Here is a 24,087-nt window from a genome sequence, read left to right as displayed (position 1 = left end):
CGTGTTACTTGTCGAGCTTGGACAGCTTGTCCTGCAACTCGGCAAGCTGTTTGCGGATCGTGTCGAGATCGTCGTCCGCATGGTCGCTCTTGCCGGTGTCGTCGTTCTCGTCCCGGCTCGTGCCCGGCCCGGTGCCGCCCAGCCCGCCAAGACCGCCGGTCATCGCCTTGACGAAGGCCTCCTGCTGCTTGCGCATCGCCTCCATCCCCGGCATCGTGGCGAGCGGATTGGCCTTGGTCATGTTCTCGAGCATCTTGGACTGCCCGTCGCGCAGCATCTCGAAACTGGCGGCCAGGAATTCCGGCACCACGCTGGTGGCCTGCGTTGTATAACTGCGCACCAGGTCGTTGAGCACGTTGATGGGCAGCACGCTCTCGCCGCGGCTCTCGTGCTCGGCGACGATCTGAAGCAGGTATTGCCGCGTGAGATCGTCACCGGATTTCAGGTCGATGATCTGGACCTCGCGCCCCTCGCGGATAAAGCCGGCGATATCCTCGAGCGTCACGTAATCAGAGGTCTCGGTATTGTAGAGACGCCGGCTCGCGTAGCGTTTTATCAGGAGCGGTTTATTCGTATCGGCCAAGGGGGATCCTCCCGCGGAATGCAGCGCTGCGGCAAACCTTAGACGCAGGCGCAGCAAAATGAAAGGGCGAGCCTTTCGGCTCGCCCGGCAAAAGCGCGTCCCGCTTGGGAGGGGATGAGACGCGTCCTGCTGTTCGCTCGCGCCTTACTTGGACGTGGCGGCTTTCTTGGTGGCTGCGGTCACGTCGTCGCTGGCCTTCTTGACGGCGGCAGCGGCGTCTTCCTGCATGGTCTTGCCCGAGGCGAGCAGCAGTTCGACGGTTTCCATCTGCACCTTCTTGGCCACTTCGGCGAAGGCAGCCATGTGCTCGGCGGCGACTTCGGCATTGGCCGACGCGAAATCGGTCATGGCCTTGGCGTAGTCGGCGGGCTCGGTCTTGGCTTTCGACATCTCGCTAAGCTTGGAGAGCGTCTCCTTGGTCCACTTGTTGGAGATCTCGGTCGACTGCTCGGCAGCCGACAGGGCAACGCCCGACAGCTTCTCGTTCAGGGCCGCCTGGCTCTTGAACGTATCTTCCATGGCCTTGGAGTCCACGGGGAAGTTGCCCATGACGTCTTTGAACATCGCGGTGAAATCAGTGGTCTTGGTCATTGTCTCGTCCTTTCGGTTACAGCGGGGGGGCCGCTTCTTTGGTACTGACAGGGATATACTTGCTGCAGTGCAGCATTTCAAGTTTTTTCTGCGCTGCAGCAAAAAATTCGCGAAAGCCGCCTCGCGCCGCGTCAGGTGGTCGCCTTCTTGCGCACGTAGGTGCCGGGGGCGGGGGCAAGCGGCGGGTGCTCGGCGTCGCCAGGCTCGCGCGCCGGGACCATCTTGCCCGATCGTTTCTTCAGCCACGCCTCCCAGCGCGGCCACCACGATCCATCGTGCCGCGTCGCGCCAGCCATCCACTCGTCCGCCGTGCCGCTCAGGTCGTCATTGGTGTAATGGCCGTATTTCTTCTTGGCGGGCGGGTTGACGATCCCGGCGATATGGCCCGATTCCGAGACGATAAAGGTGCGGTTCTTCGATCCGGTCTGCTGAAAACCACGATAGCAATCCTTCCACGCAGCGATGTGGTCGGTCTCGCAGGTCACGGACATCAGTGGGATTTTCACGTCGCGGATATGCAGCCGCTCGCCGCACATCTCGAATCCGTCCTCGACGAATTCGTTGCGCTGGCACAGGCCCCGCAGGTACTGCATCGTCATCCGGCCCGGCAGGTTGGCCCCGTCGCCGTTCCAGTAGAGCAGGTCAAACGCGGGCGGCGCCTCGCCCATCATGTATTTGCGCACCGCGGGCTGATAGATCAGGTCGCGCGAGCGCAGGAACGACATGGTCCGCCCCATGATGAAGGAGCGCAGTACACCCTGCGCGTTTACCTCCACCTCGATCCCGTCAATGAAATCGTCCTGCAGGAACGGGGTGAATTCCCCCTGCTCGGCAAAATCCGTGAGCGCGGTAAAGAACGTGGCCGATTTCACCGACTTGTCGCCGCGCTTGGCCATCAGCGACAGCGCGAGGTGTAGCGTGGTCCCCGCGATGCAGTAGCCCACGGCGTTGACCTGTTTCTCGCCGGTAATCGCCTTGATCTCGCGAATCGCGGTCAGGTAGCCCTCCTCGATATACTCCTCGAGGCCCACCTCGGCATGGCTGGCATCGGCATTGACCCAGCTCACCACGAACAACGTGTAGCCCTGCTCGGTGATCCACTTAATCAGGCTGTTCTCGGGCTTGAGATCCATGATGTAGAACTTGTTGATCCACGGCGGAAAGATCACCAGCGGCGTGGCGTGGACCTCCTCGGTCGCGGGCGCGTACTGGATCAGCTCCATCATCCGGTTGCGATAGACCACCTCGCCCGGCGTGGTGGCGATATTCTCGCCCAGCTCGAACGCCTTGTCGTCAGCCAGCCGCACAACCATCTCGCCATCGTTGGCCTCCAGGTCGGCGATCAGGTTCTCCAGACCCTTCACCAGGCTCTCGCCCTCGGTCTCCAGCGCGCGTTCCAGCGCGTCGGGGTTGGTGCCGAGGAAATTGGTAGGCGACATCAAGTCGATGATCTGGTGCGCGAAATAACCGAGCCGCTTGCGGTCCTTGTCCGGCAGGTTCTCGTCGATCTCCGCAAGCGCCTTCTCGATCGCCTGCGTGTTGAGCGCGTATTGCCGCTTGACGTATTTGAAATACGGATGGCTGTCCCACAGCGGATTGGCGAACCGCTTGTCCCCGGCGAGCGGGTCGGGCGCATCCTCCGCCTCGTCCTCGTCACCGCCGCGCAGCATCGTCTGCTGCGCGTCGAGGAAATGGCGCACGGACTTGCCCCAGTAGTCGAGCTGCTGCTCGTAGAGCTTGCCGGGATTCTCCAGCATCTCGGTCCAGTAGGAGGTCGCGGCCGTGGTGAAAAGCTCCTGCGACGGGGTGTTCAGCGTGGGATTCGCGGGGTTTCGGGCGGCCAATGCCTGGATCAACCGCTGCGACAACTGTTCGACCTTCGCAAGATTTTCATTGAGTTTCTCGATGTTTGCGCCTGCGACATCGTCTTGCGTTGTCATTTTGAACATTTCCCCTTAACAATTTCTGCCATGCAGCATACCGTTTCGCAAATGCGAAGCTGCCCGCGTCGATCGCCCTCAGCTTCCCGCGAAAGGAGAAGACAATGCGCCAGATGTCCACCTACGACCTGATGGAATCTTTCCGCAACGCCAATCAATGGTTTGGTGCCTCCGCCCTCTCCTTCGCATCCTATCCGCTTTTCAGCATGTTGCCAAACCCCGCCTTTCAATGGATGTCGGCTTGGGGACAGGTCACCGAACGCACCTTCGAGCGCATGGTGGCCAAGCCCGACTGGGGCATCCGCACCTTCACCTGCGAGGACGGCAGGGACCACCTCGTCAACATCGAAACGGTGGTGTCGCGCCCGTTCGGCGATCTCATCCATTTCAACGTCTCGGGCCGCGCCGAACAGCCGCGCAAGGTGCTCTTGGTGGCGCCCATGTCTGGCCACTACGCCACGCTGCTGCGCTCGACCGTCAAATCGCTGATCGTCAATTGCGAGGTCTATGTCACCGACTGGCATAATGCGCGCGACATCCCGGTGTCCGAGGGCAAGTTCGATATCGAGGACTACACGCTCTACCTTGTCGATTTCATGAAGGAGCTGGGCCCCGAGATCAACGTGATCGCGGTCTGCCAGCCCGCCCCGCTGGCGCTCGCCGCCACCGCCTACCTCGCCGAGATCGAGCCCGAGGCACAGCCACGCACCCTGACGCTCATCGGCGGGCCGGTCGATCCCGACGCCGCCGCCACCGACGTCACCGATTTCGGTCGCCGCGTGACCATGGGCCAGCTCGAAGAGCTGATGATCCAGCGCGTCGGTTTCCTCTACAAGGGTGTCGGGCGGCAGGTCTATCCGGGCCTTCTGCAACTTGCCTCCTTCATCTCCATGAACTCAGAGCGCCACGCCAAGGCCTTCACCGACCAGATCCTGCGCGTGGCGCAGGGTGATGCCAGCGATAACGACCCCCATAACCGCTTCTACGACGAGTATCTCTCGGTGATGGACATGACCGCTGAATTCTACCTGTCCACCGTCGAGCGCATCTTCAAGGGGCTGGAGATCGCGCAGAACCGGTTCACCGTGAACGGCCACCACGTCGATATCGGCAAGATCACCGATGTCGCGGTCAAGACCGTCGAGGGCGGCAAGGACGATATCTCGGCCCCCGGCCAGTGCGTCGCCGCGCTCGATCTGTGCACCGGGCTGCCCAACAGCATGAAAGCCAGCTATCTCGAACCCGAGGCCGGCCACTACGGCATTTTCGCGGGCCGGTCCTGGCGCAACAACATCCGCCCGCTAGTGCTCGACTTCATCGACGCCAATGCCGGACGCCACCAGGCCACCAAGCCCGCCAACCGCAACACCGCCGCTGTCTGAACGGGGACGAAGAAGCCCCGACACACGACATCGGTCACGGCAAACACGCGCCCTCTGCGCGACACGCGCCGCGCGTTCCGGCACTACCCTTTGATACGCTAGTTCTCCGTGCGCTCGGCCTCGATCTCGCGCCAGCGAGCGACGTTGCGGTTATGCTCGGCCAGCGTCTCGGCAAAGGCGTGACCGCCGCTGCCATCGGCGACGAAATAGACGTATTCGGTGTCTGCCGGATTTACCGCTGCCTCGATGCTGGCGCGGCCAGGATTGGCGATCGGCGTGGGTGGCAACCCGTCGATCACGTAAGTGTTCCAAGGCGTCTCGCCGCGCAGCTCGCTCTGCCGGATGCCCCGTCCCAGCACGCCGCGGCCCTCGGTAATGCCGTAAATCACCGTCGGGTCGGTCTGCAATCGCATCCCCCGCCGCAGCCGGTTGACAAACACGCTCGCCACGCGGCCACGCTCATCCGCGACCGCGGTCTCCTTCTCGATGATCGACGCGAGGATCAGCGCCTCCTCGGCGCTCTCCAGCGGCAGCCCGTCGGCGCGTCCCTCCCACGCGGCGGCAAGGATCGCCTCCTGCGCCTGCGTCATTCGCGCGATCACGCTTTCGCGCGTGTCGCCCGCGCTCACCTCGTAACTGTCCGGGGCCAGGCTGCCCTCGGCCGGCACCTCCGCCACCTCGCCCGTCAGCACGTCCACGGCTTTCAGCCCTTCCACTGCCTGCCAGCTCGTGATGCCCTCGGCAAAGGCGATCCGATAGCGGGTATCGGCGCGGTCGCGCATGGTCACGTATATGTCGGGTAGGGCCTCCTCCTGCGCCGGATCGAAGCGTGCGCGCTCGACGAATTCGGCGGTCGCCGGGTCAAGTACGCGCACCAGCGTCTCGGTATCCGTCACGCCGATGCGCCAGACCACCTCGGTTCCGCAGGTGCTCGCCCCGCCCCGGGTTACAAGGTCGGTAATCTCGGCCATGCTCGCACCCTCGGGGATGAGCCAGCTTCCGGCCTTCAGGTCGTCCTCGCGCCCCGCGTAATCGGCGCCCACGCGAAAGATCGTGCCGCTTGTCACCGCGCCCTCGGCCTCGAGGTCGCGCGACACGCCGCGCATGGTGGTGCCGGGCGGCACGCGCAGGCAGATCGCATCTTTCAGGGGTCCGGTCGCGGTGTATTGCGACTGTCCCCACAGAATGATCCCCCCCAGCAGGAACACCATCACCACCAGCAGTGTCAGCAAGTTCGAAGCGATGTGGCGCCACATCAGCGCGGTTTCCCCACCAGCAGCGCGGCATTGGTGCCGCCAAAGCCAAAGCTGTTGGACAGCGCCACGTCGATCCGGCGCTCGCGCTTGGCATTGGGAGCCAGATCAATCGGTGTCGCCGCCGCCGGATTGTCGAGGTTGATCGTCGGCGGGGCCACCTGATCACGCACCGCGAGAATCGAGAAGATCGCCTCGATCGCGCCCGCCGCGCCAAGCAGGTGGCCGGTGGCGGATTTCGTCGAACTCATCGTGGCCTTGCCCGCCGCGTCGCCCAATAGCGTCTCGACCGCCTTCAATTCGATCGTGTCAGCCATGGTCGAGGTGCCGTGCGCGTTGACGTAATCCACCGCCGCAGGCTCCAGCCCGGCATTGCGCAGCGCCGCGCGCATGGCACGCAGGCCGCCGTCGCCATCCTCCGACGGCGCGGTGATGTGATAGGCGTCACCCGACAGGCCATAGCCCAGGATTTCGGCGTAGATCTTGGCGCCGCGCGCCTTGGCGTGCTCGTATTCCTCGAGCACGACGGCCCCCGCACCCTCGCCCATGACAAAGCCATCGCGCTCGGTATCATACGGGCGGCTCGCGGCCTTGGGGTCGTCCGCCCGCTTGGTCGAGAGCGCCTTGCAGGCGTTGAACCCGGCGATCCCGATCTCGCAGATCGCCGCCTCGGCCCCGCCCGCCACCATCACGTCGGCATCGCCGAACATGATGAGCCGCGCGGCGTCGCCGATGGCATGGGCACCGGTGGCGCAGGCGGTCACCACCGAGTGGTTGGGCCCCTTGAAGCCGTAGCGGATGCTGATCTGCCCGGAGATGAGGTTGATCAGCGCGCCGGGAATGAAGAAGGGAGAGACCCGCCGCACCCCCTTGTCGCGGATGATGAGCGTGGTCTCCTCGATCGAGCGCAGCCCGCCGATCCCCGACCCCATCATCACGCCGGTACGCTCGAGGCTTTCTGCATCCTCCGGCGTCCAGCCCGCATCCTCCACGGCCTGCTGCGCGGCGGCCATGCCAAAGAGGATAAAATGATCGACCTTTCGCCGCTCCTTGGCCTCCATGTAGCGGTCAGGATCGAAGGTGCCATCGCTGCCATCGCCATATGGCACTTCGCAGGCATACTTGGTAAGGACGTTCGCCGGGTCGAACCGGGTGATCGTCCCCGCGCCCGACTGACCGTCCAGAAGACGGCTCCAGCTTTCCTCGACCCCATCGGCGAGCGGGGTCACAAGCCCCAGCCCCGTGACAACGACACGCCGCATGATGCTGACCTTTCACTGCTTCACTTCCCGCCGCTCTTACCCCGGCTTGGGGCGGCGGGGCAAGGGCGCGGGCGCACGCCCGCACCCGGTTCGCGGCGTCAGAGAAACTCGGCGGTCGGCTCGGCGGTCGGCCGCGCAAGCGTCAGTACCTCGCCCAGATCGATATCGCGCGCCATCAGCGCGCGACCGATCAGCGTGCCGGATATGTTGGGAATATACTTGAGCCGAGCCACGTCATCGACGCTGCGCACGGTGCCGCGCGCGATCACCGGGTGGCGCGTTTTGGACGCGAGGCCGGAAATCACCCCGAGGCTGCCGTCGCTGTCCTCGATATCGGCGTCGATATCGGTGATCAGGATCGCGGCCAGCGGCACGTTGTCGAAAGCGGCGATGAAATCCTCGGCGCTGATCGCACACGGGCTTTGCCAACCATGCGTCATCAGCTGCCCCTGGAAGACATCCACCGCCACCACGATTTGATCGGGGTGATACTTGGCCAGTTCGCGCACGCAATCTGGGTCCTGCACCGCCAGCGTGCCGACCACGATCCGCCCCGCGCCGCGGTCGATCCAGCCGGTTACCGAGTCGCGCGTGCGAAAGCCGCCGCCAAGCTGAACGGGGATACCGGCGGCGCGGATGATCTCCTCGATCAGCGCGTTGTTGGCGTCGCCGCCCTTCAGCCCGTCCATGTCCGTCAGGTGCATCCACTCGGCCCCCGCCCGCGCGAATCCGCGCGCGGTTTCGACCGGATCGACATGCCACAGAACGGGTTCGTCGAGCCGCCCGCGCGTGAGGCTCACGCATTTGCCGTCCATGAGTTCCAGAGTCGGATAGATGATCATTGCCGAAGTCCTCAAAGCAGTGACCGGCAGACATACCGGGTCAGGCATTTCATAGCCCGTTTCGCCCGCGCGCCGCTGGTCTCATACCGGCATGATAGCACCATTTCCCGCCGTGCCCGCATCCTGCGGCTTCACCTTGCCCGAAATATTCCGGGGGAGTCGCGCCCACGGCGCGACGGGGGCAGCGCCCCCTGTCCGAAACGCGAAAGGCCCCGCCATCCGGCAGGGCCCCCAGGCGCGCCGCAAGCGGCTATGGTTCAGGATGCTTCGGTGATGAATTTCACCGCGTCGCCGACCGTCTGAATGGTGTCGGCCGCGTCGTCGGGGATCTCGATGCCGAATTCCTCTTCGAACGCCATCACCAGTTCGACCGTGTCGAGACTGTCTGCGCCCAGATCGTCGATGAAGGACGCCTTGTCCACGACCTTGTCTTCCTCGACGCCCAGATGTTCCACCACGATCTTCTTCACGCGGTCAGCGATATCGCTCATGTCTCGTTCCTCATTCTGTGTCGGGCGTCTCCGCCCCTTGGTCTGCCCCAGCCCCCTCGGGGATGGCTGTCGATGATGCCCGTCGCGGGCGGCGCTGCCTGCCGGTGCGATCCATGGGGATGCGGTCAGGCCACCGGGGGAAACCGCGCCTCCCCCGGAAAAGCTGCGTGGCCTATAGCACAGGTGAGGGCAATGGCAAATGATTTCACCGCACCCGGCAAAGGCGAAAACCCGCCCGCCTCAGATCATCGCCAGCCCGCCATTGACGTGCAGCACGGTGCCGGTGACATAGCCCGCCCCCGGGCTCGCGAGGTAGAGCGCGGCTGTGGCGACCTCCTCGGGCGTGCCCATGCGCCCGGCCGGGATCTTGGCAAATAGCGCGGCCTTCTGATCGTCGGTTAGCTTGTCGGTCATCGGCGTCGCGATGAACCCCGGCGACACCACGTTGGCGGTAATTCCGCGGGTGGCCACCTCGTGGGCGATCGACTTGGTCATGCCCTCCAGCCCCGCCTTGGCAGCGGAATAGTTCACTTGGCCCGGGTTGCCGATCGACCCCACGACCGAGCCGATATTGACGATCCGGCCCCAGCGCGCCTTCATCATCGGGCGCACGGCGGCCCGGCACAGCCGCATCGCCGAGGTAAGGTTGACGTTCAGCACCTCGGACCAGTCATCGTCCGACATCCGCATGAACAGCTGGTCGCGGGTGATCCCGGCATTGTTCACCAGGATGTCGAGGCTGCCCATCTCGGCAACGGCCTGCTTGGGCAGCGCCTCGACCGCCTCCGCATCGCCAAGGTTGCACGGCAGCACATGCGCGCGCGCGCCCAGCTCTTCGGCCAGCGCCTCGAGCGGGGCCGTGCGCGTGCCCGACAGCCCCACACTGGCCCCCGCCCCGTGCAGCGCCCGCGCGATGGCGGCCCCGATACCGCCCGACGCGCCGGTGATAAGCGCGGATTTTCCCGTCAGATCGAACATGATGACCTCTCCAAACTGTGATGCGCGGCTCAGCCGAGCGACGCGGCGGCGTCCTGCGCCTCTGCAGGCGTGGCGATGGCGCGGCAGGCGATGGCGCGGTCGATGCGACGCACCATACCCGATAGCGCCTTGCCCGCACCGATCTCCCAAATCCCGGTCACACCCGCGCCGCCCATGAATTGCACCGATTCGCGCCAGCGCACAGAGCCGGTGACCTGCTCGACCAGCAGCGCGCGGATTTCCGCCGGGTCGGTGACCGCGCGTGCCCGCACATTGGCCACCAGTGGCACGGCGGGGGCGGTGATCTCGACCTCGGCCAGCGCGGCGGCCATCGCGTCGGCAGCGGGCTGCATCAGCGCGCAATGAAACGGCGCGCTCACCGGCAATAGCACCGCGCGCTTCGCGCCTCTGGCCTTGGCGATCTCCACCGCGCGTTCCACCGCCGCCTTGTGGCCAGAGACCACGACCTGCCCCGGGTCGTTGTCGTTGGCAGCCTGGCAGACCTCGCCCTGCGCCGCCTCCTCGGCCACCGCGCGCGCGGTGTCGAAATCGAGCCCCAGCAGGGCGGCCATCGCGCCCACGCCAACCGGCACCGCCTCCTGCATGGCGCGGCCGCGGATGCGCAGCAGCCGCGCGCAATCGGCCACGCCCAGCGCGCCCGCGGCGGCGAGCGCGGAATATTCCCCCAGCGAGTGCCCGGCGACGAAGGCGGCGGCACCGGGGGTCACCCCCTCGGCCTCGAGCGCGCGCATCGCGGCGAGCGAGGTGGCCATCAGCGCGGGCTGCGCGTTCTGCGTGAGCGTCAGCGCGTCCTGCTCGCCCTCCCAGACCAGCGCCGACAGCTTCTCTCCCAGCGCCTCGTCCACCTCGTCGAACACGGCCTGCGCCGCCGGATAGGCAGCGGCGAGATCGCGCCCCATGCCAATCACCTGTGCGCCCTGCCCCGGAAATACGAATGCCAGGCTCATCTGTTCACCTCCCCGTGAAAAATCGCCCCCCGATACATCGCCGCGCCGCGCGTGGCAACGCCAAAGCCCGCGCGTGCCCAGCCGCACGCAACCTGTGCGCAGGCGGCGATGGACGGGGGCACGGCGATCGCTAGATTGGCGCGCAACCGCAAGAGGATCACCCCATGCCGATCACCAGTTCCGCCACGACATACGGCGCCATCACCAAGTCTTTTCACTGGCTGACGGCGCTGTTGATCCTCACCAACCTGCCGCTGGGCTGGTTTGCCGCGCAGATGGCCGAAGAAATCGCCACGACAGGCGGCACCGAGGCACAGGTGGCGCGCGCGGCGCTCCTCTTCTCGATCCACAAGACCACTGGCGTGACGGTCTTCTTCGTGGCGCTGGCGCGCATCCTCTGGGCGCTGACGCAAACCAAGCCGGGGCTGCTGAACGGCCACCGCCCGCTAGAGGCATGGGCCGCCGAGACGGTCCACTGGCTGCTCTACGGCTCGCTCGTTGCAGTGCCACTTTCAGGCTGGGTGTATCACGCGGCCACCACGGGCTTCGCACCGATCTGGTGGCCGTTCGGACAGGACCTGCCCTTCGTACCCAAATCCGAAGCGGTCTCGGAAATCGCTTCCACGCTGCACTTCCTGTTCATCCTCGTGCTCGCAGCGTCGCTCGCCGCGCATGTGGCAGGCGCGCTCAAGCATCACATCGTCGACGGCGACGCCACGCTGCGCCGGATGCTGCCCGGGGATATCCCGGCCCAGCCCACCGCGCACCAGCCCGGGCACACGCTGCCGCTGGTCGCCGCGCTCGCGGTCTGGGCCGGCGTTGTGGGCGGCGCAGGTGCCCTCGGCTGGTTCGAGAAACCCGGCGTCGGCGCTGCCCCCGCGCTCACCGCAGTGGAAAGCGACTGGCAGGTACAGGAGGGCAGCCTCGAAATCGCGATCCGGCAGATGGGATCGCAGGTCACGGGCAGCTTCGCCGAGTGGACCGCCGATATCGCCTATGCCGAGACCGCCGATGCCGAGGGCCGCCACGGCACGGTAGAGGTTGTGGTGGCGATCCCGTCGCTCATACTCGGCTCGGTGACCAAACAGGCGATGGGCCGCGATTTCTTCAACGCCGACGCGCACCCCACCGCCACCTTCGCCGCCGATCTCATCGCCCAGCGCGACGGCCACGTCGCGCGCGGCACGCTCACCATCAAGGGCCAGACCGTACCGGTCGAGATGCCGTTCACCCTCGACATCGAGGATGACACCGCCCGCGCCTCGGGGGGGCTGATTGTGGACCGGCGCGATTTCGGGATCGGCGAAGGCGCGCAGGACCCAGGACAGCTTGGCTTCGACGTGGAGGTATCGTTCGACCTCGTGGCACGCCGCGCCGATGGCTGAGCGCCATCCCGGATCAGGGCGTTCACGCGCCGCCAGCACGCCCCGTCGCACCAAAGGCACCGGGTTCGACGGACGCCCCCCCTCTCCGGGCCAATCCCCCGTCTCACGGCGCGAGCGGGATCATCGTCCCCATCAGCCGCGCGACATGCGCCTCGCGCCCGTCCTCCAGCGCGTGGATATCCGCCTCCACGATCACCAGCCGCCGCCCCGGCCGCAGCACCCGCCCCTCGGCCACCAGCAACTCGCCCTTCGCCGGCGCGAGCAGGTGAATCTTCATCTCCGTGGTCAGCACCTCGTAGCCCTCGGGCATCACGCTCAGCGCGGCATAGCCCGCTGCGCTGTCGCCGATGGCAAAGCTCAGCCCGGCATGGGCGAAACCGTGCTGCTGACGGCTGCCCGGCAGGATCGGCGCCTCGATCCTCACCCGCCCCGGGCCCACGTCAACCAACCGCGCGCCCAGCGTCGCCATCATCGCCTGCGCGGCAAAGCTCTCGTGGATGCGCGTCGTCACCTGCGGAGAGAGCGCGGCGTCCTTGTTCATGATGTTCTCCCGTCCAGAACCGCATCCTTGCGACCATTCGTCTCCAACGCAAGCTTGGCCTCCTGAAATTCGCCTGCTAGATACACGCTATGCACGAACTGCCAAAGGTATCGAGTTGATCTGGTCCGAGTTCCAACGGCACATGTCCGAGGTCGCCGCCGCATTTACCTCCCGCATCACGATCTCGATCTGGCTGATCGGCTGCCTCGTGGCGGTGGTGGCAGGGCCGTTCGGGACTTTCCAGACCATGGGATTCGGGCTGCGGGTGGTCTACTGGGGCACGATCGTCACCTCCGGCCTCGGCATCGGCGCAGTCGTGAGCGCGACCTTCCTGACCGTCTGCCGGGGCTGGCACCCGCTCTGGATCGACCTCAAGGCATCGCTCGTCATCACCACCCTGCTCGCGCCGCTCATCTACATGCTGCGCGCGGGGCTCGATCCGGTGCTCACCCAGGCCGATCTCGCCATCACCTCGATCTGGCTCAACACCGGGATTTTCGTCGCGCCGATCTTCTTCCTGCGGCGGCAACTGACCGGGATCGATCGCGCGCCCGACCCGCCGCGCCCGCGCCTGATACGCCGCCTCCCCGAATCCTTGCAAGAGGCCAGCGTTCTGCGCCTGACGGGTCGCGATCATACCGTCGAGGTGGTCACCGATCATGGTGCCACCACGCTGCGCCTGCGGCTGTCGGACGCCATCGACGAGATGGAGCCGGTCGACGGGCTGTGCACCCACCGTTCGCATTGGGTGGCCCGCGCGGCAGTCACCGGCCATACGACCGAGGGGGGCAAGCTCCACGTCACGCTCGCCAATGGCGACCGCGTGCCTGTAAGCCGCAAGTATCGCCCCCGGCTCGAAAAGCTGTGCCTCGTGCCGGGGCAAGACGGCGCCTGAACCGCCTCAGCCTAGCCGCACGACCTCTCCCAGCCCCCGCTCCCGCGCCAGCCTTGCGGCGACCGACGCCACGGCCAGGTCCTGCAAGCCGACACCGGTGCCGTCGAACAGCGTGATCGCATCCTGCGAATCGCGCCCGGCATGATCGCCGTTGATGACCGCGCCGACAGGCGTGATGTCGCCCTCGCCGATCAGCCCCTGCGCCACCGCGTGCTGTGCCTCGCCAATGCTCACCGATTGCGCCACCTCGTCGGTAAAGACGCGGGCGCGGGCCAGTAGCGCGGGGTCCACCTCCTGCTTGCCCTTGGTGTCGGTGCCCATGCAGGCGATATGCGTGCCGGGCCGGATCCAGTCCGCCATGATGAGCGGCTCAAACGCGCTGGTGATGGTGATGATGACATCCGCCTGCGCGCCCAGCTCCTCCGGGCTCACCCCCTCGAACGCCAGGCCCAGTTCATCGGCCACCGCCTGAAGACGCGGCAGCATCTCGGGATGCGGGTTCCACGCCACCACCTTCTCGAAATCGCGCTGTTCTGCGGCAGCGCGCAACTGGAAGGTGGATTGATGCCCCGCACCGACCATGCCCAGCACGCGCGCATCCTTGCGCGCCAGGTGCGCGATCGACACCGACGAGGACGCCGCGGTGCGCAGCGCGGTGAGGTAATTGCCCCCCACCAGCGCCGACAGCCGCCCGGTATCGGGATCGAACAGGCACACCGTGGATTGGTGGTTGGTCAGCCCCTTCGCGGCATTGCCCGGCCAGTAGCCCCCGGCCTTTAGGCCAAGCACCAACCCGGCCCGGTCAAACCCGCTCTTGAAGCCATAGAGCGCATCCGCGTGCCCGATCGCCTCGCGCACCACGGGAAAGTTATAGGCGTCCCCGCGCGCCATCGCGGCAAAGACCTGCTCCACCGCCGCAAACGCATCGGCGCGGCTGATGACCTGCTCGCAGATATCCTCGCCAACGATGACGATGCCCTGGGTCTCGATCTGGCTGTCCATCATGCCGCCCCTCAATACGCGCGGCCACGGGCCGAGACCGGCCAGACGGTTTCCACCTTGCCGCCGCGCACGCCCACGTACCAGTCATGGACATTGCAGGTCGGGTCGCAATGGCCGGGCACCAGCCGCAGCTTGTCGTTGACCTTCAGCACACCCTGCGGGTCCGCCACCACGCCATGCTCGTCCGAGCACTTGACGTATTCCACATCATCGCGACCAAAGATCACCGGCAGGCCCGAGTCCACCGACTGCGCCTTGAGCCCCGCATCGACGATCGCCTTGTCCGCCTTGGCATGGCTCATGACACTCGTCAGGATGAACAGCGCGTTCTCCCACTCGCCCTGGTCGATGCGGTTGCCGTCCTTGTCCAGGATGCGGCCATAGTCGGCATCCATAAAGGCATAAGAGCCGCACTGAAGCTCGTTATACACCCCTGAATTGCCCTCGAAATAATAGCTGCCGGTGCCGCCACCGCCGACGATGTCGCACTCCAGCCCCTCGGCCTTCAGCCCCTCGACGGCATCGCGCACCTGCGCCACGGCCACGTCGATCTTGGCCTTGCGGTCCTCGTACTTGTCCATGTGCTGCATCGCGCCCTGGTAGGCCTGAATGCCCGCGAACTTGAGGCCCGGCGCCGCGTCGATCGCCTTGGCGATTTCCACCACTTCCGGTGTCGTGGTCACACCGCAGCGCCCGGCACCGCAGTCGATTTCCACCAGGCACTCGATCTGCGTCCCGTGCTTTTGCGCCGCCGCCGACAGGTCGGCCACGTTGGCCAGGTCGTCCACGCAGCAGATCGTGCGCGCGCCCAGCTTCGGCATCCGCGCCAGGCGGTCGATCTTGGCCGCGTCGCGCACCTGGTTGGACACCAGCACATCCTTGATCCCGCCGCGGGCGAACACCTCCGCCTCGCTCACCTTCTGACAGCAGACACCGCAGGCACCGCCGAGGCTTTCCTGTAGCTTCGCCACGTCCACCGATTTGTGCATCTTGCCATGCACCCGGTGCCGCACGCCATGCGCGCGGGCCCAGTCGCCCATCTTCTTGATGTTGCGTTCCAGCGCGTCCAGATCGAGCACGAGGCAGGGCGTCTGGATATCGGCCTCACTCATGCCCGGCAGGGCCGGGATGTCAAAGCCCACTTCGAAATCGTCGAGATTGATCGCGTCTTTCATTGGTATCCTCCGGTTATGCTTGTGGCCCGGGCCGCGCCCGGCCTCCGCTCACTTGATCCAGGGCAGGCGGTCGAGATCGACATTGCCGCCGGTGATGATGACGCCCACGCGACGGCCCGCGAATACCTCGCGGTTCTTCAGGATCGTCGCCAGCGGCACCGCGCAGCTTGCCTCCATCACGATCTTCATCCGCGCCCATGTCAGCTTCATCGCGTCGATGATTTCGTCCTCGCTCGCGGTCAGGATGTCGGTGACGTGACGGCTCACGAAATGCCAGGTGTTGTCCTTCAGCGGCACCTTCAGCCCGTCGGCCACCGTATCCGGCGCGTCATCGGCGATGATGTGCCCCGCCTTGAAGCTGCGATAGGCGTCGTCCGCCTGCTCCGGCTCGGCGGCGTAGATCTGCACATCGGGCGCAAGGTTCGACAGCGTCAGGCAACAGCCCGACACCATGCCGCCGCCACCGATGGGCGCGATCACCGCGTCCAGCCCCTCGACCTGCTCGATCAGCTCGGCCGAGCACGTCGCCTGCCCCGCGATCACCCGCGGGTCGTTGTAGGGATGCACGAATTCCGCCCCCGTCTCTTCCTGTACGCGGGCGAAGACTTCCTCGCGGCTGGTGGTCGAGGGCTCGCATTCGGTGATGATCCCGCCATAGCCGCGCACGGCGTCCTTCTTGGCCTGCGGCGCGGTGCGCGGCATCACAACGTAGCACGGGATGCCCCGTCGCCCGGCGGCATAGCTGAGGCTGAGGGCATGATTGCCGCTCGAATGCGTGGCCACCCCGCGCGCCGCCTGCGCGTCCGACAGGCCGAACACCGCGTTCGATGCACCACGCACCTTGAACGCGCCCGCCTTCTGGAAGTTCTCGCATTTGAAATGCAGGTCAGCCCCCGTCAATTCGTTGAGAAACGACGAGGTCAGCACCGGCGTGCGGTGGATATAGGGCGCGATCCGCTCGCGCGCGGCCGTCACATCGTCGATCGTCAGATCGGCGGCGGTGCGCTCCTTGTGGTCCAGCATGTCGGTCTCCTTTTTCAAGCGGCCCGCGAGCGCTGCGCGCCCGCGGTCGCACGGTAATGCGCCTGCGCGGCCGCCACCCCGCTGCCCAGCGTGATCGGATAGTCCAGGTCGGCCATCGCCATCTCGATCGTGGCCAGCCCCGACAGCACCATCGCATCCGTCAGGCTGCCCAGGTGGCCGATGCGAAAGGCGCGGCCGTTCATCTCGCCCAGGCCCACGCCAAAGCTCATCCCGTAGGTGGCAAAAGCGTGGTTCACCAGCGCGTTGCTGTCAAATCCATCGGGCACGTAGATGGCGCTCACCGTATCCGAATAGAGATCAGGCGATTGCGCCACGAGCCGCAGCCCCCAAGCCGCTACCGCGCGCCGCACCCCCTCGGCCAGCCGGGTGTGGCGGGCATAGACATTCTCCAGCCCCTCCTCGAACAGCATCTTCAGGCTTTCATCCATGCCAAAGATCAACTGCAACGGCGGCGTGTAGGGAAAACCGCCGCTGGCATAAGCCCCCAGCATGTCACGGAAATCGAAATAGGTGCGCGGCAGCGTCGCGCTCTCCACGGCCTTCAGCGCCTTGGGGCTCACCGCCACGATGGCCATGCCGGTCATCAGCATGAACCCTTTTTGCGAGCCCGACACGGCCAGGTCCACGCCCCAGCCGTCCATCTCGAACGGCATCGAGGCCAATGAACTCACGCAATCCACCATCAACAGCGCCGGGTGCCCCGCCCCGTCCATCGCCGCGCGCACCGCAGCGATATCGGATTTGACGCCGGTCGCGGTCTCGTTATGGGTGACCAGCACGGCCTTGATCTCGTGGCCTTCGTCCGCGCGCAGCGCCTCGGCAAAGCGCTCGACAGGCGCGCCGCTGCCCCACGGGCACTCGATGATCCGAACGTCCAGCCCGTGGCGCTGGCACATGTCGATCCAGCGATGGCTGAACATGCCGTAGCGCGCCACCAGCACCGTGTCGCCGGGGCTCAGCGTGTTGGTGATCGCGGCTTCCCAGCCGCCGGTGCCCGATGCGGGAAAGATCACGATCTCTCCATCCTGCGTGCCGAACACCCGCTTGCAGCCCTCCCGCACGGGGGCCAGCGCCGCCGCGAAGGCGGGCGAGCGGTGGTCCATCGTCTGCACCTGCATGGCGCGGCGCAGCCGGTCGGGGATGTTGGTCGGGCCGGGAATGAAAACCGGGTTCTGGTCTGACATGGCACTGTCCTCCTAGCGATAGGCCATAATGGCGCGAAGGGTGCCGAATTGCAATTTTTCTGAAAAACTTTTTCATTTACACTAGGAAATTTGTAATTATCTGAATTTAATAAACTTTCAATTTTTCAACTCCACAAATAGGAAAGTTGTTGGAAATATTTTTCATTATTCCTATGCTCATCGCGAACGCGACGACAAGCCGAGAACAGTCATGAACCTCAAGGCCAACGAACGTATCTCGTCTGCGCGGAATCGAGGCGTGCTTGCACGCCGCCGCCCATGACCAAATCCCCCCGCCCCCGCGGCCGCCCCCGCTCGGCCTTCACCGACAAGAGCACCGGCACGCTTCAGGCGCTCGACCGCGCGCTCGGCCTGCTCGCCGAGGTGGCACGCCGCGACGGCGCCAGCCTGACCGACCTCGCCCGCGCGCTCGACATTCCGCCTGCCACCACCCACCGCATCCTGACCACCCTGCAAGGGCGCGATTTTGTCCGCTTCGACGAAGAGCGGCAGGACTGGTCCGTGGGGCTGGAAGCGTACCGCACCGGCGTCGCCTACCTCAAGCGCGCGGGCCTCGCCGACATGGGCCGCCCGGTGATGCGGCGGCTGATGGAGGAAACCGGCGAGACCGCCAACCTCGCCGTGCCCGACGGCTCCGAGGTGGTATTCATCGGCCAGATCGAGACCGGAAACCCGATCCGCGCCTTCTTTCCGCCCGGCTCGCGCACGCCGATGCACGCCTCGGGCACCGGCAAGGCGATCCTCGCCGCCCTCCCCGAGGATCGCCGCGCCCGCCTGCTGCCCACCACCGGGCTCACCGGCTTTACCGCGCGCACCCATGTCAGTCTCGCCAGCCTCATGGCCGATCTCGACGCCACCCGCGCGCGCGGATGGTCCTTCGACCGGGACGAGCGCTACGAGGGCATGTCCTGCATCGGCGCCGCCATCCTCGACGGGCGCGGCGAGCCCTGCGCCGGCATCTCGATCTCGGGGCCGTCCTCGCGCTTTTCCGACGACCGGCTTCCCGCCTTCGGCGCGGCGGTCACCGCGGCAGCGGACGAACTTACCGCGCTCATCGCCGGACGCAGCACTTCGGCGAATTGAGCCGCACTGGCGCACCCCCCTTTTCTCGGGGCTGCCATCGGTTATATAGAAGGGCCGAGGCGCGAATGCCTCCGATACGCAACCGACCCAACCCTTACGGCCAAGAGCGCGCAGCATGTCAGCACACGTCCCGATCACCACCATGACCGGTTCCGACGACGACGACCCCGACAGCGCGGTCGTCACCAAGACCCGTGCCAAGACCAAACGCCCGCCGCTCTACAAGGTGCTGCTGCTCAACGATGATTACACGCCAATGGAATTCGTCGTCGCGGTGCTCGAACGGTTCTTCGGCATGTCCCACGCGCAGGCGTTCGAGATCATGCTCACCGTCCACAAGAAGGGGGTGGCCGTCGTCGGTGTGTTCAGCCACGAGATCGCAGAAACCAAGGTTGCGCAGGTGATGGATTTCGCCCGCCGCCACCAGCACCCGCTGCAATGCACGATGGAAAAGGAATAGCGTGGGCCTCGCCACCCGCCTGACGCTTGCCCTCGGGGGCGGCCATGTCACCCTGCCCGGGGCCGGACGCATCGCCGTGTTCGGGCCGCGCGCGGGCGCGGACCTCTCCGCCCTGCCGCACGACCGGGTGCAGGTCATCACCACGCTGCGCCCCGATTTCGATTATTTCAGCGCGCAGGGGTTCGACCGCGCCACCGCGTCCTCGGGCCGCTACGCCGCCGCCCTCGTGTGCATGCCCCGCGCCCGGGCGCTGGCGCAGGCCATGGTGGCGCAGGCCGCCGCCTGCACCGACGGGCCGGTGATCATCGACGGGGACAAGACCGACGGGATCGAATCGATGCTGCGCGCCCTGCGCACGCACGCCCGCGCCACCCCCGGCGCGCCACTGTCCAAGGCCCACGGCAAGCTCTTCATCCTCGCCCCCGGCGCCGACCTCTCGGACTGGCAGCCCCAGGGGCCGCGCACGATCGAGGGCGGGTTCATCACCACGCCGGGCAGCTTCTCCGCCGACGGGATCGACCCGGGCTCGCGCGCGCTGGCCGACACCCTGCCCGCCACCCTCGGGGCCCGCGTGATCGACCTCGGGGCCGGCTGGGGCTACCTCTCTGCCCGCGCGCTCTCGCGTGACAGCATCGAGCATCTCGACCTCGTCGAGGCCGATCATGACGCGCTCGACTGCGCGCGCACCAACATCACCGATGCGCGCGCACATTTCCACTGGGCCGACGCCACCGCGTGGCGCCCCGACACGCCCGCCAACACCGTGATCATGAACCCGCCCTTCCACACCGGGCGCAACGCCGATCCCGGCATCGGGCGCGCCTTCATCGCCGCCGCCGCCATGATGCTGAAACCGGCGGGCGCGCTGTGGCTCGTGGCCAACCGCCACCTGCCCTACGAGACAACGCTCGCGCAGCATTTCAAACGCGTCGAAGAGGCGGCAGGCGACTCCCGATTCAAGATCCTCCACGCCTCCCACCCCTCTCGCCAGCGGCGCTGAAATAACCTAGTCTCGCGCCCGGCAGACCATCCCGAAAGGCCCGTGCCGATGTCCTTCTCCATCTCCGGCAAGACCGCCATCGTCACAGGTGCCGCCAATGGCATCGGCCTCGCTATCGGGCGGCACTTCGCCGACAAGGGCGCCAACGTCATGTTTGCCGACAAGGACGAGGCGCGCCTGAAGAACGAGCTGGGCAGCCTCGCCGAGAGCGACAACATCCGCTTCTTCGCTGGCGACATGCGCCAGAAACTGACGCAGGCCAACCTGCTCTCGGCCACGCTCGACGCCTTCGAGGAGGTGGACATCCTCATCAACGCCTGCCGGCAGGTCGTCGCCTCCGACCCGCTCAACCCCGACGATGACGGGGTGGAAACGCTCCTTCAACAGAACCTGATGACAGCCCTGCGGATGAGCCAGCTGGTCGCGCGGCGCATGATCAAGCAGGCCAAGGGCAGCGACAAGAGCTCGGCAGGCGCGATCGTCAATCTCTCGTCCATCGCCGCGCGCCGCACCCATCCCGATCTCATGGCCTACTCGATCTCGTCCGCCGCGCTCGACCAGATGACGCGCAGCCTCGCCGTGGCGCTCGCACCGCACCGCATCCGCGTCAACGCGGTGGCCTTCGGCTCGGTGATGAGCGCCTCGCTCAAGGACACGCTGCGCGAGCACGGCGCCTACCGCGAGGATATCGAGGATCACACCCCGCTCGGGCGCATCGCCTCTGCCACCGAACTGGCCGAGGCGGTGCAATATCTCGCCTCCAACGGGTCGGGCTTCATGACCGGGCAGATCATGACGATGGATGGCGGGCGCACCCTGCTCGATCCCTGCGCCGCCCCCGCCCATTGACAGGCCCGCAGATGAGCGACGACTTCACCAAGGAAAAGGCCCGCGCAAGCGCCTGGTTTCACAGCCTCCGCGACGAGATCGTGACCGCCTTCGAGGGGCTGGAGCAAAGCCACGACACCGGCCCGCTCTCCGACACCGCCCCCGCGCGTTTCGAGGTGAGCGAGACCCGCCGCACCAGCGACGACGGCTCCGACGCAGGCGGCGGCCTGATGAGCGTCATGCGCCAGGGCCGCGTGTTCGAGAAGGTAGGCGTCAACGTCTCCGAGGTCTACGGCCACCTCGGCCAGGCCGCGCAAAAGGCGATGGCCGCGCGCGGCGTGCCGGGGATGGAGAGCGACCCGCGCTTCTGGGCCTCCGGCATCAGCCTCGTGGCGCACATGCAGAACCCGCATTGCCCCGCCGTGCACATGAACACCCGCATGTTCTGGACACCCCATGCCTGGTGGTTCGGCGGCGGATCGGACCTCAACCCCTGCATCGAATACCCCGAGGACACCGCCCATTTCCACGGCCAGCAGCAGGCCCATCTCGATCCGCATGGCGCAGACCTCTACCCGCGGCTCAAGGCCTGGGCAGACGAGTATTTCTACATCCCCCACCGGGGCCGCGCGCGCGGCGTCGGCGGCATCTTCATGGACGACCGCAACACCGGCGACTGGGAGGCGGATTTCGCCCTGACGCAGGATATCGGCCGCGCCTTCCTCCCGGCCTTCCTGCCGCTGGTCGAACGTCGCCGCGTGCAGCCCTTCACCGATGCCGACCGCGACACGCAACTCATCCACCGCGGCCTCTATGCCGAATACAACCTCGTCTACGACCGGGGCACCAAGTTCGGGCTGGCCACCGGCCACGACGCGAACGCCGTGCTGATGAGCCTGCCGCCGCTGGCGAAATGGGTCTGAGGCGGGGCCCACCCGCACCCTCGGAACCGATCTCCGCCCATCCGCCCTCTACCACGACGCCCGTTCCACGCGCACCCGCGCCCGCGTCATTTTTGTCTCAATTCCGCAAACAAACCGGCTATGCCTTGAACTCCTGTCCCAAGCGGGGCTAATCCGCGTGCCAAAGGCGGCCCCCGCCCGCCCTGGCAGTCACAGCACCACGAAGGTTTCCATGCAGTCCCCCAATCTCGCCCCCGTCCCCGAACTCTACGTCTCCTACGAGAGTGCGCAAAAGCTCAAGCACGAGGCCGGCGACCTCGCCAGTTGGGATCTCACCCTGCGCCAGATCTGCGATCTGGAACTGTTGATGAACGGCGGGTTCAACCCGCTCAAGGGCTTCCTCTCCGAGGCCGATTACGACAGCGTTGTCGAAAACATGCGGCTCGCCGACGGCACGCTCTGGCCGATGCCGATCACCCTCGACGTGAGCGAGGAATTCGCCGAGGGCGTCGAGACGGGGCAGGACATCGCCCTGCGCGACCAGGAGGGGGTGATCCTCGCCACCATGACCGTCACCGACCGCTGGACGCCCGACAAGGCGCGCGAGGCGGCGCGTGTCTTCGGCGCCGACGACAGCGCGCACCCGGCCGTCAACTACCTCCATCACACGGCGGGCAAGGTCTATCTCGGCGGCCCCGTCACCGGCATCCAGCAGCCGGTGCACTACGATTTCCGCGCCCGCCGCGACACGCCCAACGAGCTGCGCGCACTCTTCCGCAAGCTCGGCTGGCGCCGCGTCGTGGCGTTCCAGACGCGCAACCCGCTGCACCGCGCACACCAGGAACTGACCTTCCGCGCCGCGCGCGAGGCGCAGGCCAACCTGCTCATCCACCCGGTGGTCGGCATGACCAAGCCGGGCGACGTGGATCACTTTACCCGCGTGCGCTGCTACGAGGCGGTGCTCGACAAGTATCCCGCCTCCACCACCACCATGAGCCTCCTGAATCTCGCCATGCGCATGGCCGGCCCGCGCGAGGCGGTCTGGCACGGCATCATCCGGCGCAATCACGGCTGCACCCACATGATCGTCGGCCGCGACCACGCCGGACCGGGCAAGAACTCGGCGGGCGAGGATTTCTACGGCCCTTACGACGCGCAGGAACTGTTCCGCCAGCACCAGGAGGAAATCGGCATCGAGATGGTCGATTTCAAACACATGGTCTACGTGCAGGAACGCGCCCAGTACGAGGCCGTGGACGAGATCGAGGACCGCGATAACGTCACTGTCCTCAATATCTCCGGCACAGAGCTGCGCCGCCGCCTGCGCGAGGGGCTCGAAGTGCCGGACTGGTTCTCCTTCCCCGAGGTGGTGGGCGAACTGCGCCGCCGCTTCCCGCCGCGCTCGCAGCAGGGCTTCACCGTGTTCTTCACCGGCTTCTCAGGCTCGGGCAAGTCCACCATCGCCAACGCGCTGATGGTCAAGCTGATGGAGATGGGCGACCGCCCCGTGACGCTCCTCGACGGCGATATCGTGCGCAAGAACCTCTCGTCCGAGCTGGGCTTCTCCAAGGAGCACCGCGACCTCAACATCCGCCGCATCGGCTATGTCGCCAGCGAGATCACCAAGAACGGCGGCATCGCCATCTGCGCGCCGATCGCGCCCTACGGGGCCACCCGCCGCGCCGTGCGCGAGGAGATCGAGCAATACGGTGCCTTCATCGAGATCCATGTCGCCACCTCCATCGAGGAATGCGAACGCCGCGACCGCAAGGGCCTCTACAAGCTGGCACGAGAGGGCAAGATCAAGGAATTCACCGGGATTTCCGACCCTTACGACGTCCCGGAAAATCCCGAACTGCGGGTGGAGACCGAGAATGTCGAGGTCGACAACTGCGCCCACCAGGTGCTTCTAAAGCTCGAACAGATGGGCCTCGTCGCGGGCTGAGGGGCTGCGGGGCCGGGCGGTTTCTGGCTTGGGGCGGACGTTAAGGTTAGCCGCGTATCGACGGGCCGCGGCGCGGCGATCCAAGGTTCGATCTGCCGCGCTTAATGGCTGCCAAATCCGAAAAAGGCCCGAGCGGCGCACAGGTTGCAGCCATATCGCCGTGCCGTGAGGGCGGCCCGGCGATGCGCGGCGGCGCGCGGGGCGCGCCTCTATTCCGCGCATTGGCACCACGACCTGAACGACCGCTCCAGGCCAATCCCGGCGTGTCGCACCACTCATTCCCCCTGACGCCACGCCGGCCTTGACGGCGCGCCCGTCCGACGCCACGACCG

At 66.3% G+C, this 24,087-nt stretch carries 23 protein-coding genes; 9 read left to right on the top strand and 14 right to left on the bottom strand.

Going from position 1 to position 24,087, the window contains the following annotated elements; genetic code table 11:
• Positions 1 to 4 precede the first annotated feature (4 nt).
• From phaR to phaC, 3 genes are all read right to left on the bottom strand, one after another.
• Positions 5 to 583: a polyhydroxyalkanoate synthesis repressor PhaR gene (phaR, locus tag AC13D8_RS20275; protein WP_129432540.1), complete on the bottom strand. Its 579-nt coding sequence runs from the start codon at positions 581 to 583 to the stop codon at positions 5 to 7.
• A 144-nt stretch (positions 584 to 727) separates the two neighbouring features.
• The gene (locus tag AC13D8_RS20270) at positions 728 to 1,174 is read right to left on the bottom strand and encodes a phasin family protein (RefSeq protein WP_129432539.1); all 447 of its coding nucleotides are present in this window, start codon (positions 1,172 to 1,174) and stop codon (positions 728 to 730) included.
• 131 nt (positions 1,175 to 1,305) lie between these two features.
• On the bottom strand, positions 1,306 to 3,114 hold the full coding sequence (gene phaC / locus AC13D8_RS20265) for a class I poly(R)-hydroxyalkanoic acid synthase (RefSeq protein ID WP_482970325.1): 1,809 nt from the start codon (positions 3,112 to 3,114) through the stop codon (positions 1,306 to 1,308).
• A gap of 104 nt (positions 3,115 to 3,218) precedes the next feature.
• On the opposite strand from phaC, the gene phaZ reads away from it, so the two are divergent.
• A complete protein-coding gene (phaZ, locus tag AC13D8_RS20260; protein WP_482970324.1) occupies positions 3,219 to 4,496 on the top strand; it encodes a polyhydroxyalkanoate depolymerase in 1,278 nt (425 codons plus the stop codon).
• 98 nt (positions 4,497 to 4,594) lie between these two features.
• Here the strand turns inward: phaZ and mltG are convergent, their stop codons facing one another.
• From mltG to fabD, 6 genes are all read right to left on the bottom strand, one after another.
• Positions 4,595 to 5,752: an endolytic transglycosylase MltG gene (gene mltG / locus AC13D8_RS20255; protein WP_482970323.1), complete on the bottom strand. Its 1,158-nt coding sequence runs from the start codon at positions 5,750 to 5,752 to the stop codon at positions 4,595 to 4,597.
• Positions 5,752 to 7,011, bottom strand: coding sequence for a beta-ketoacyl-ACP synthase II (gene fabF / locus AC13D8_RS20250; RefSeq protein ID WP_129432535.1), 1,260 nt, complete (start codon positions 7,009 to 7,011; stop codon positions 5,752 to 5,754). The genes mltG and fabF overlap by 1 nt, the downstream gene beginning before the upstream one ends.
• Positions 7,012 to 7,109: 98 nt before the next feature.
• Positions 7,110 to 7,853 carry a 1-(5-phosphoribosyl)-5-[(5-phosphoribosylamino)methylideneamino] imidazole-4-carboxamide isomerase gene (locus tag AC13D8_RS20245; protein ID WP_129432534.1) on the bottom strand — a complete coding sequence of 248 codons (744 nt, stop codon included), beginning with the start codon at positions 7,851 to 7,853 and terminating at the stop codon, positions 7,110 to 7,112.
• 257 nt (positions 7,854 to 8,110) lie between these two features.
• Complete coding sequence (locus AC13D8_RS20240; protein ID WP_104017639.1) at positions 8,111 to 8,344, bottom strand: acyl carrier protein; 234 nt, start codon at positions 8,342 to 8,344, stop codon at positions 8,111 to 8,113.
• 240 nt (positions 8,345 to 8,584) lie between these two features.
• Positions 8,585 to 9,322: a 3-oxoacyl-[acyl-carrier-protein] reductase gene (gene fabG, locus AC13D8_RS20235; protein WP_482970322.1), complete on the bottom strand. Its 738-nt coding sequence runs from the start codon at positions 9,320 to 9,322 to the stop codon at positions 8,585 to 8,587.
• 29 nt (positions 9,323 to 9,351) lie between these two features.
• On the bottom strand, positions 9,352 to 10,290 hold the full coding sequence (gene fabD / locus AC13D8_RS20230) for an ACP S-malonyltransferase (RefSeq protein ID WP_129432533.1): 939 nt from the start codon (positions 10,288 to 10,290) through the stop codon (positions 9,352 to 9,354).
• Between the two features lie 164 nt (positions 10,291 to 10,454).
• On the opposite strand from fabD, the gene AC13D8_RS20225 reads away from it, so the two are divergent.
• Complete coding sequence (locus AC13D8_RS20225) at positions 10,455 to 11,675, top strand: cytochrome b/b6 domain-containing protein (protein WP_482970321.1); 1,221 nt, start codon at positions 10,455 to 10,457, stop codon at positions 11,673 to 11,675.
• 103 nt (positions 11,676 to 11,778) lie between these two features.
• Here AC13D8_RS20225 and AC13D8_RS20220 read toward each other — a convergent pair whose 3' ends face one another.
• Complete coding sequence (locus tag AC13D8_RS20220) at positions 11,779 to 12,216, bottom strand: PaaI family thioesterase (protein ID WP_482970320.1); 438 nt, start codon at positions 12,214 to 12,216, stop codon at positions 11,779 to 11,781.
• Positions 12,217 to 12,358: 142 nt separating this feature from the next.
• Here AC13D8_RS20220 and AC13D8_RS20215 point away from each other — a divergent pair, with 142 nt between their 5' ends.
• On the top strand, positions 12,359 to 13,111 hold the full coding sequence (locus tag AC13D8_RS20215) for a LytTR family DNA-binding domain-containing protein (RefSeq protein ID WP_482970319.1): 753 nt from the start codon (positions 12,359 to 12,361) through the stop codon (positions 13,109 to 13,111).
• Between the two features lie 6 nt (positions 13,112 to 13,117).
• On the opposite strand, the gene bhcD is transcribed toward AC13D8_RS20215, so the two are convergent.
• The 4 genes from bhcD to bhcA are packed head-to-tail and all read right to left on the bottom strand — an operon-like array spanning position 13,118 to position 17,516.
• Positions 13,118 to 14,113, bottom strand: a complete 996-nt coding sequence (bhcD, locus tag AC13D8_RS20210) for an iminosuccinate reductase BhcD (protein ID WP_482970318.1) — start codon at positions 14,111 to 14,113, stop codon at positions 13,118 to 13,120.
• 11 nt (positions 14,114 to 14,124) lie between these two features.
• The gene (gene bhcC, locus AC13D8_RS20205; RefSeq protein ID WP_482970317.1) at positions 14,125 to 15,288 is read right to left on the bottom strand and encodes a 3-hydroxy-D-aspartate aldolase BhcC; all 1,164 of its coding nucleotides are present in this window, start codon (positions 15,286 to 15,288) and stop codon (positions 14,125 to 14,127) included.
• A 48-nt stretch (positions 15,289 to 15,336) separates the two neighbouring features.
• On the bottom strand, positions 15,337 to 16,311 hold the full coding sequence (gene bhcB / locus AC13D8_RS20200; RefSeq protein ID WP_482970316.1) for a beta-hydroxyaspartate dehydratase BhcB: 975 nt from the start codon (positions 16,309 to 16,311) through the stop codon (positions 15,337 to 15,339).
• 14 nt (positions 16,312 to 16,325) lie between these two features.
• On the bottom strand, positions 16,326 to 17,516 hold the full coding sequence (gene bhcA, locus AC13D8_RS20195) for an L-aspartate--glyoxylate aminotransferase BhcA (RefSeq protein ID WP_482970315.1): 1,191 nt from the start codon (positions 17,514 to 17,516) through the stop codon (positions 16,326 to 16,328).
• 279 nt (positions 17,517 to 17,795) lie between these two features.
• Between bhcA and AC13D8_RS20190 the strand changes: the two genes are divergently transcribed.
• From AC13D8_RS20190 to AC13D8_RS20165, 6 genes are all read left to right on the top strand, one after another.
• The gene (locus tag AC13D8_RS20190; protein WP_104017649.1) at positions 17,796 to 18,620 is read left to right on the top strand and encodes an IclR family transcriptional regulator; all 825 of its coding nucleotides are present in this window, start codon (positions 17,796 to 17,798) and stop codon (positions 18,618 to 18,620) included.
• A gap of 115 nt (positions 18,621 to 18,735) precedes the next feature.
• Entirely contained in the window at positions 18,736 to 19,080 is a 345-nt protein-coding gene (clpS, locus tag AC13D8_RS20185; protein ID WP_104017650.1) for an ATP-dependent Clp protease adapter ClpS, read from the top strand.
• A 1-nt stretch (position 19,081) separates the two neighbouring features.
• A complete protein-coding gene (locus AC13D8_RS20180) occupies positions 19,082 to 20,080 on the top strand; it encodes a class I SAM-dependent methyltransferase (protein WP_482970314.1) in 999 nt (332 codons plus the stop codon).
• A 48-nt stretch (positions 20,081 to 20,128) separates the two neighbouring features.
• Positions 20,129 to 20,929, top strand: a complete 801-nt coding sequence (locus AC13D8_RS20175) for an SDR family NAD(P)-dependent oxidoreductase (protein ID WP_482970313.1) — start codon at positions 20,129 to 20,131, stop codon at positions 20,927 to 20,929.
• Positions 20,930 to 20,940: 11 nt separating this feature from the next.
• Positions 20,941 to 21,831 carry an oxygen-dependent coproporphyrinogen oxidase gene (hemF, locus tag AC13D8_RS20170; RefSeq protein ID WP_482970312.1) on the top strand — a complete coding sequence of 297 codons (891 nt, stop codon included), beginning with the start codon at positions 20,941 to 20,943 and terminating at the stop codon, positions 21,829 to 21,831.
• 211 nt (positions 21,832 to 22,042) lie between these two features.
• A complete protein-coding gene (locus AC13D8_RS20165) occupies positions 22,043 to 23,755 on the top strand; it encodes a bifunctional sulfate adenylyltransferase/adenylylsulfate kinase (RefSeq protein ID WP_482970311.1) in 1,713 nt (570 codons plus the stop codon).
• Positions 23,756 to 24,087: the final 332 nt, after the last annotated feature.

This window comes from Roseovarius sp. B-10 (genome assembly GCF_056859295.1).
Note: the sequence above shows the minus strand (reverse complement) of the source record. Positions and strands in the feature narration are given on the sequence as shown.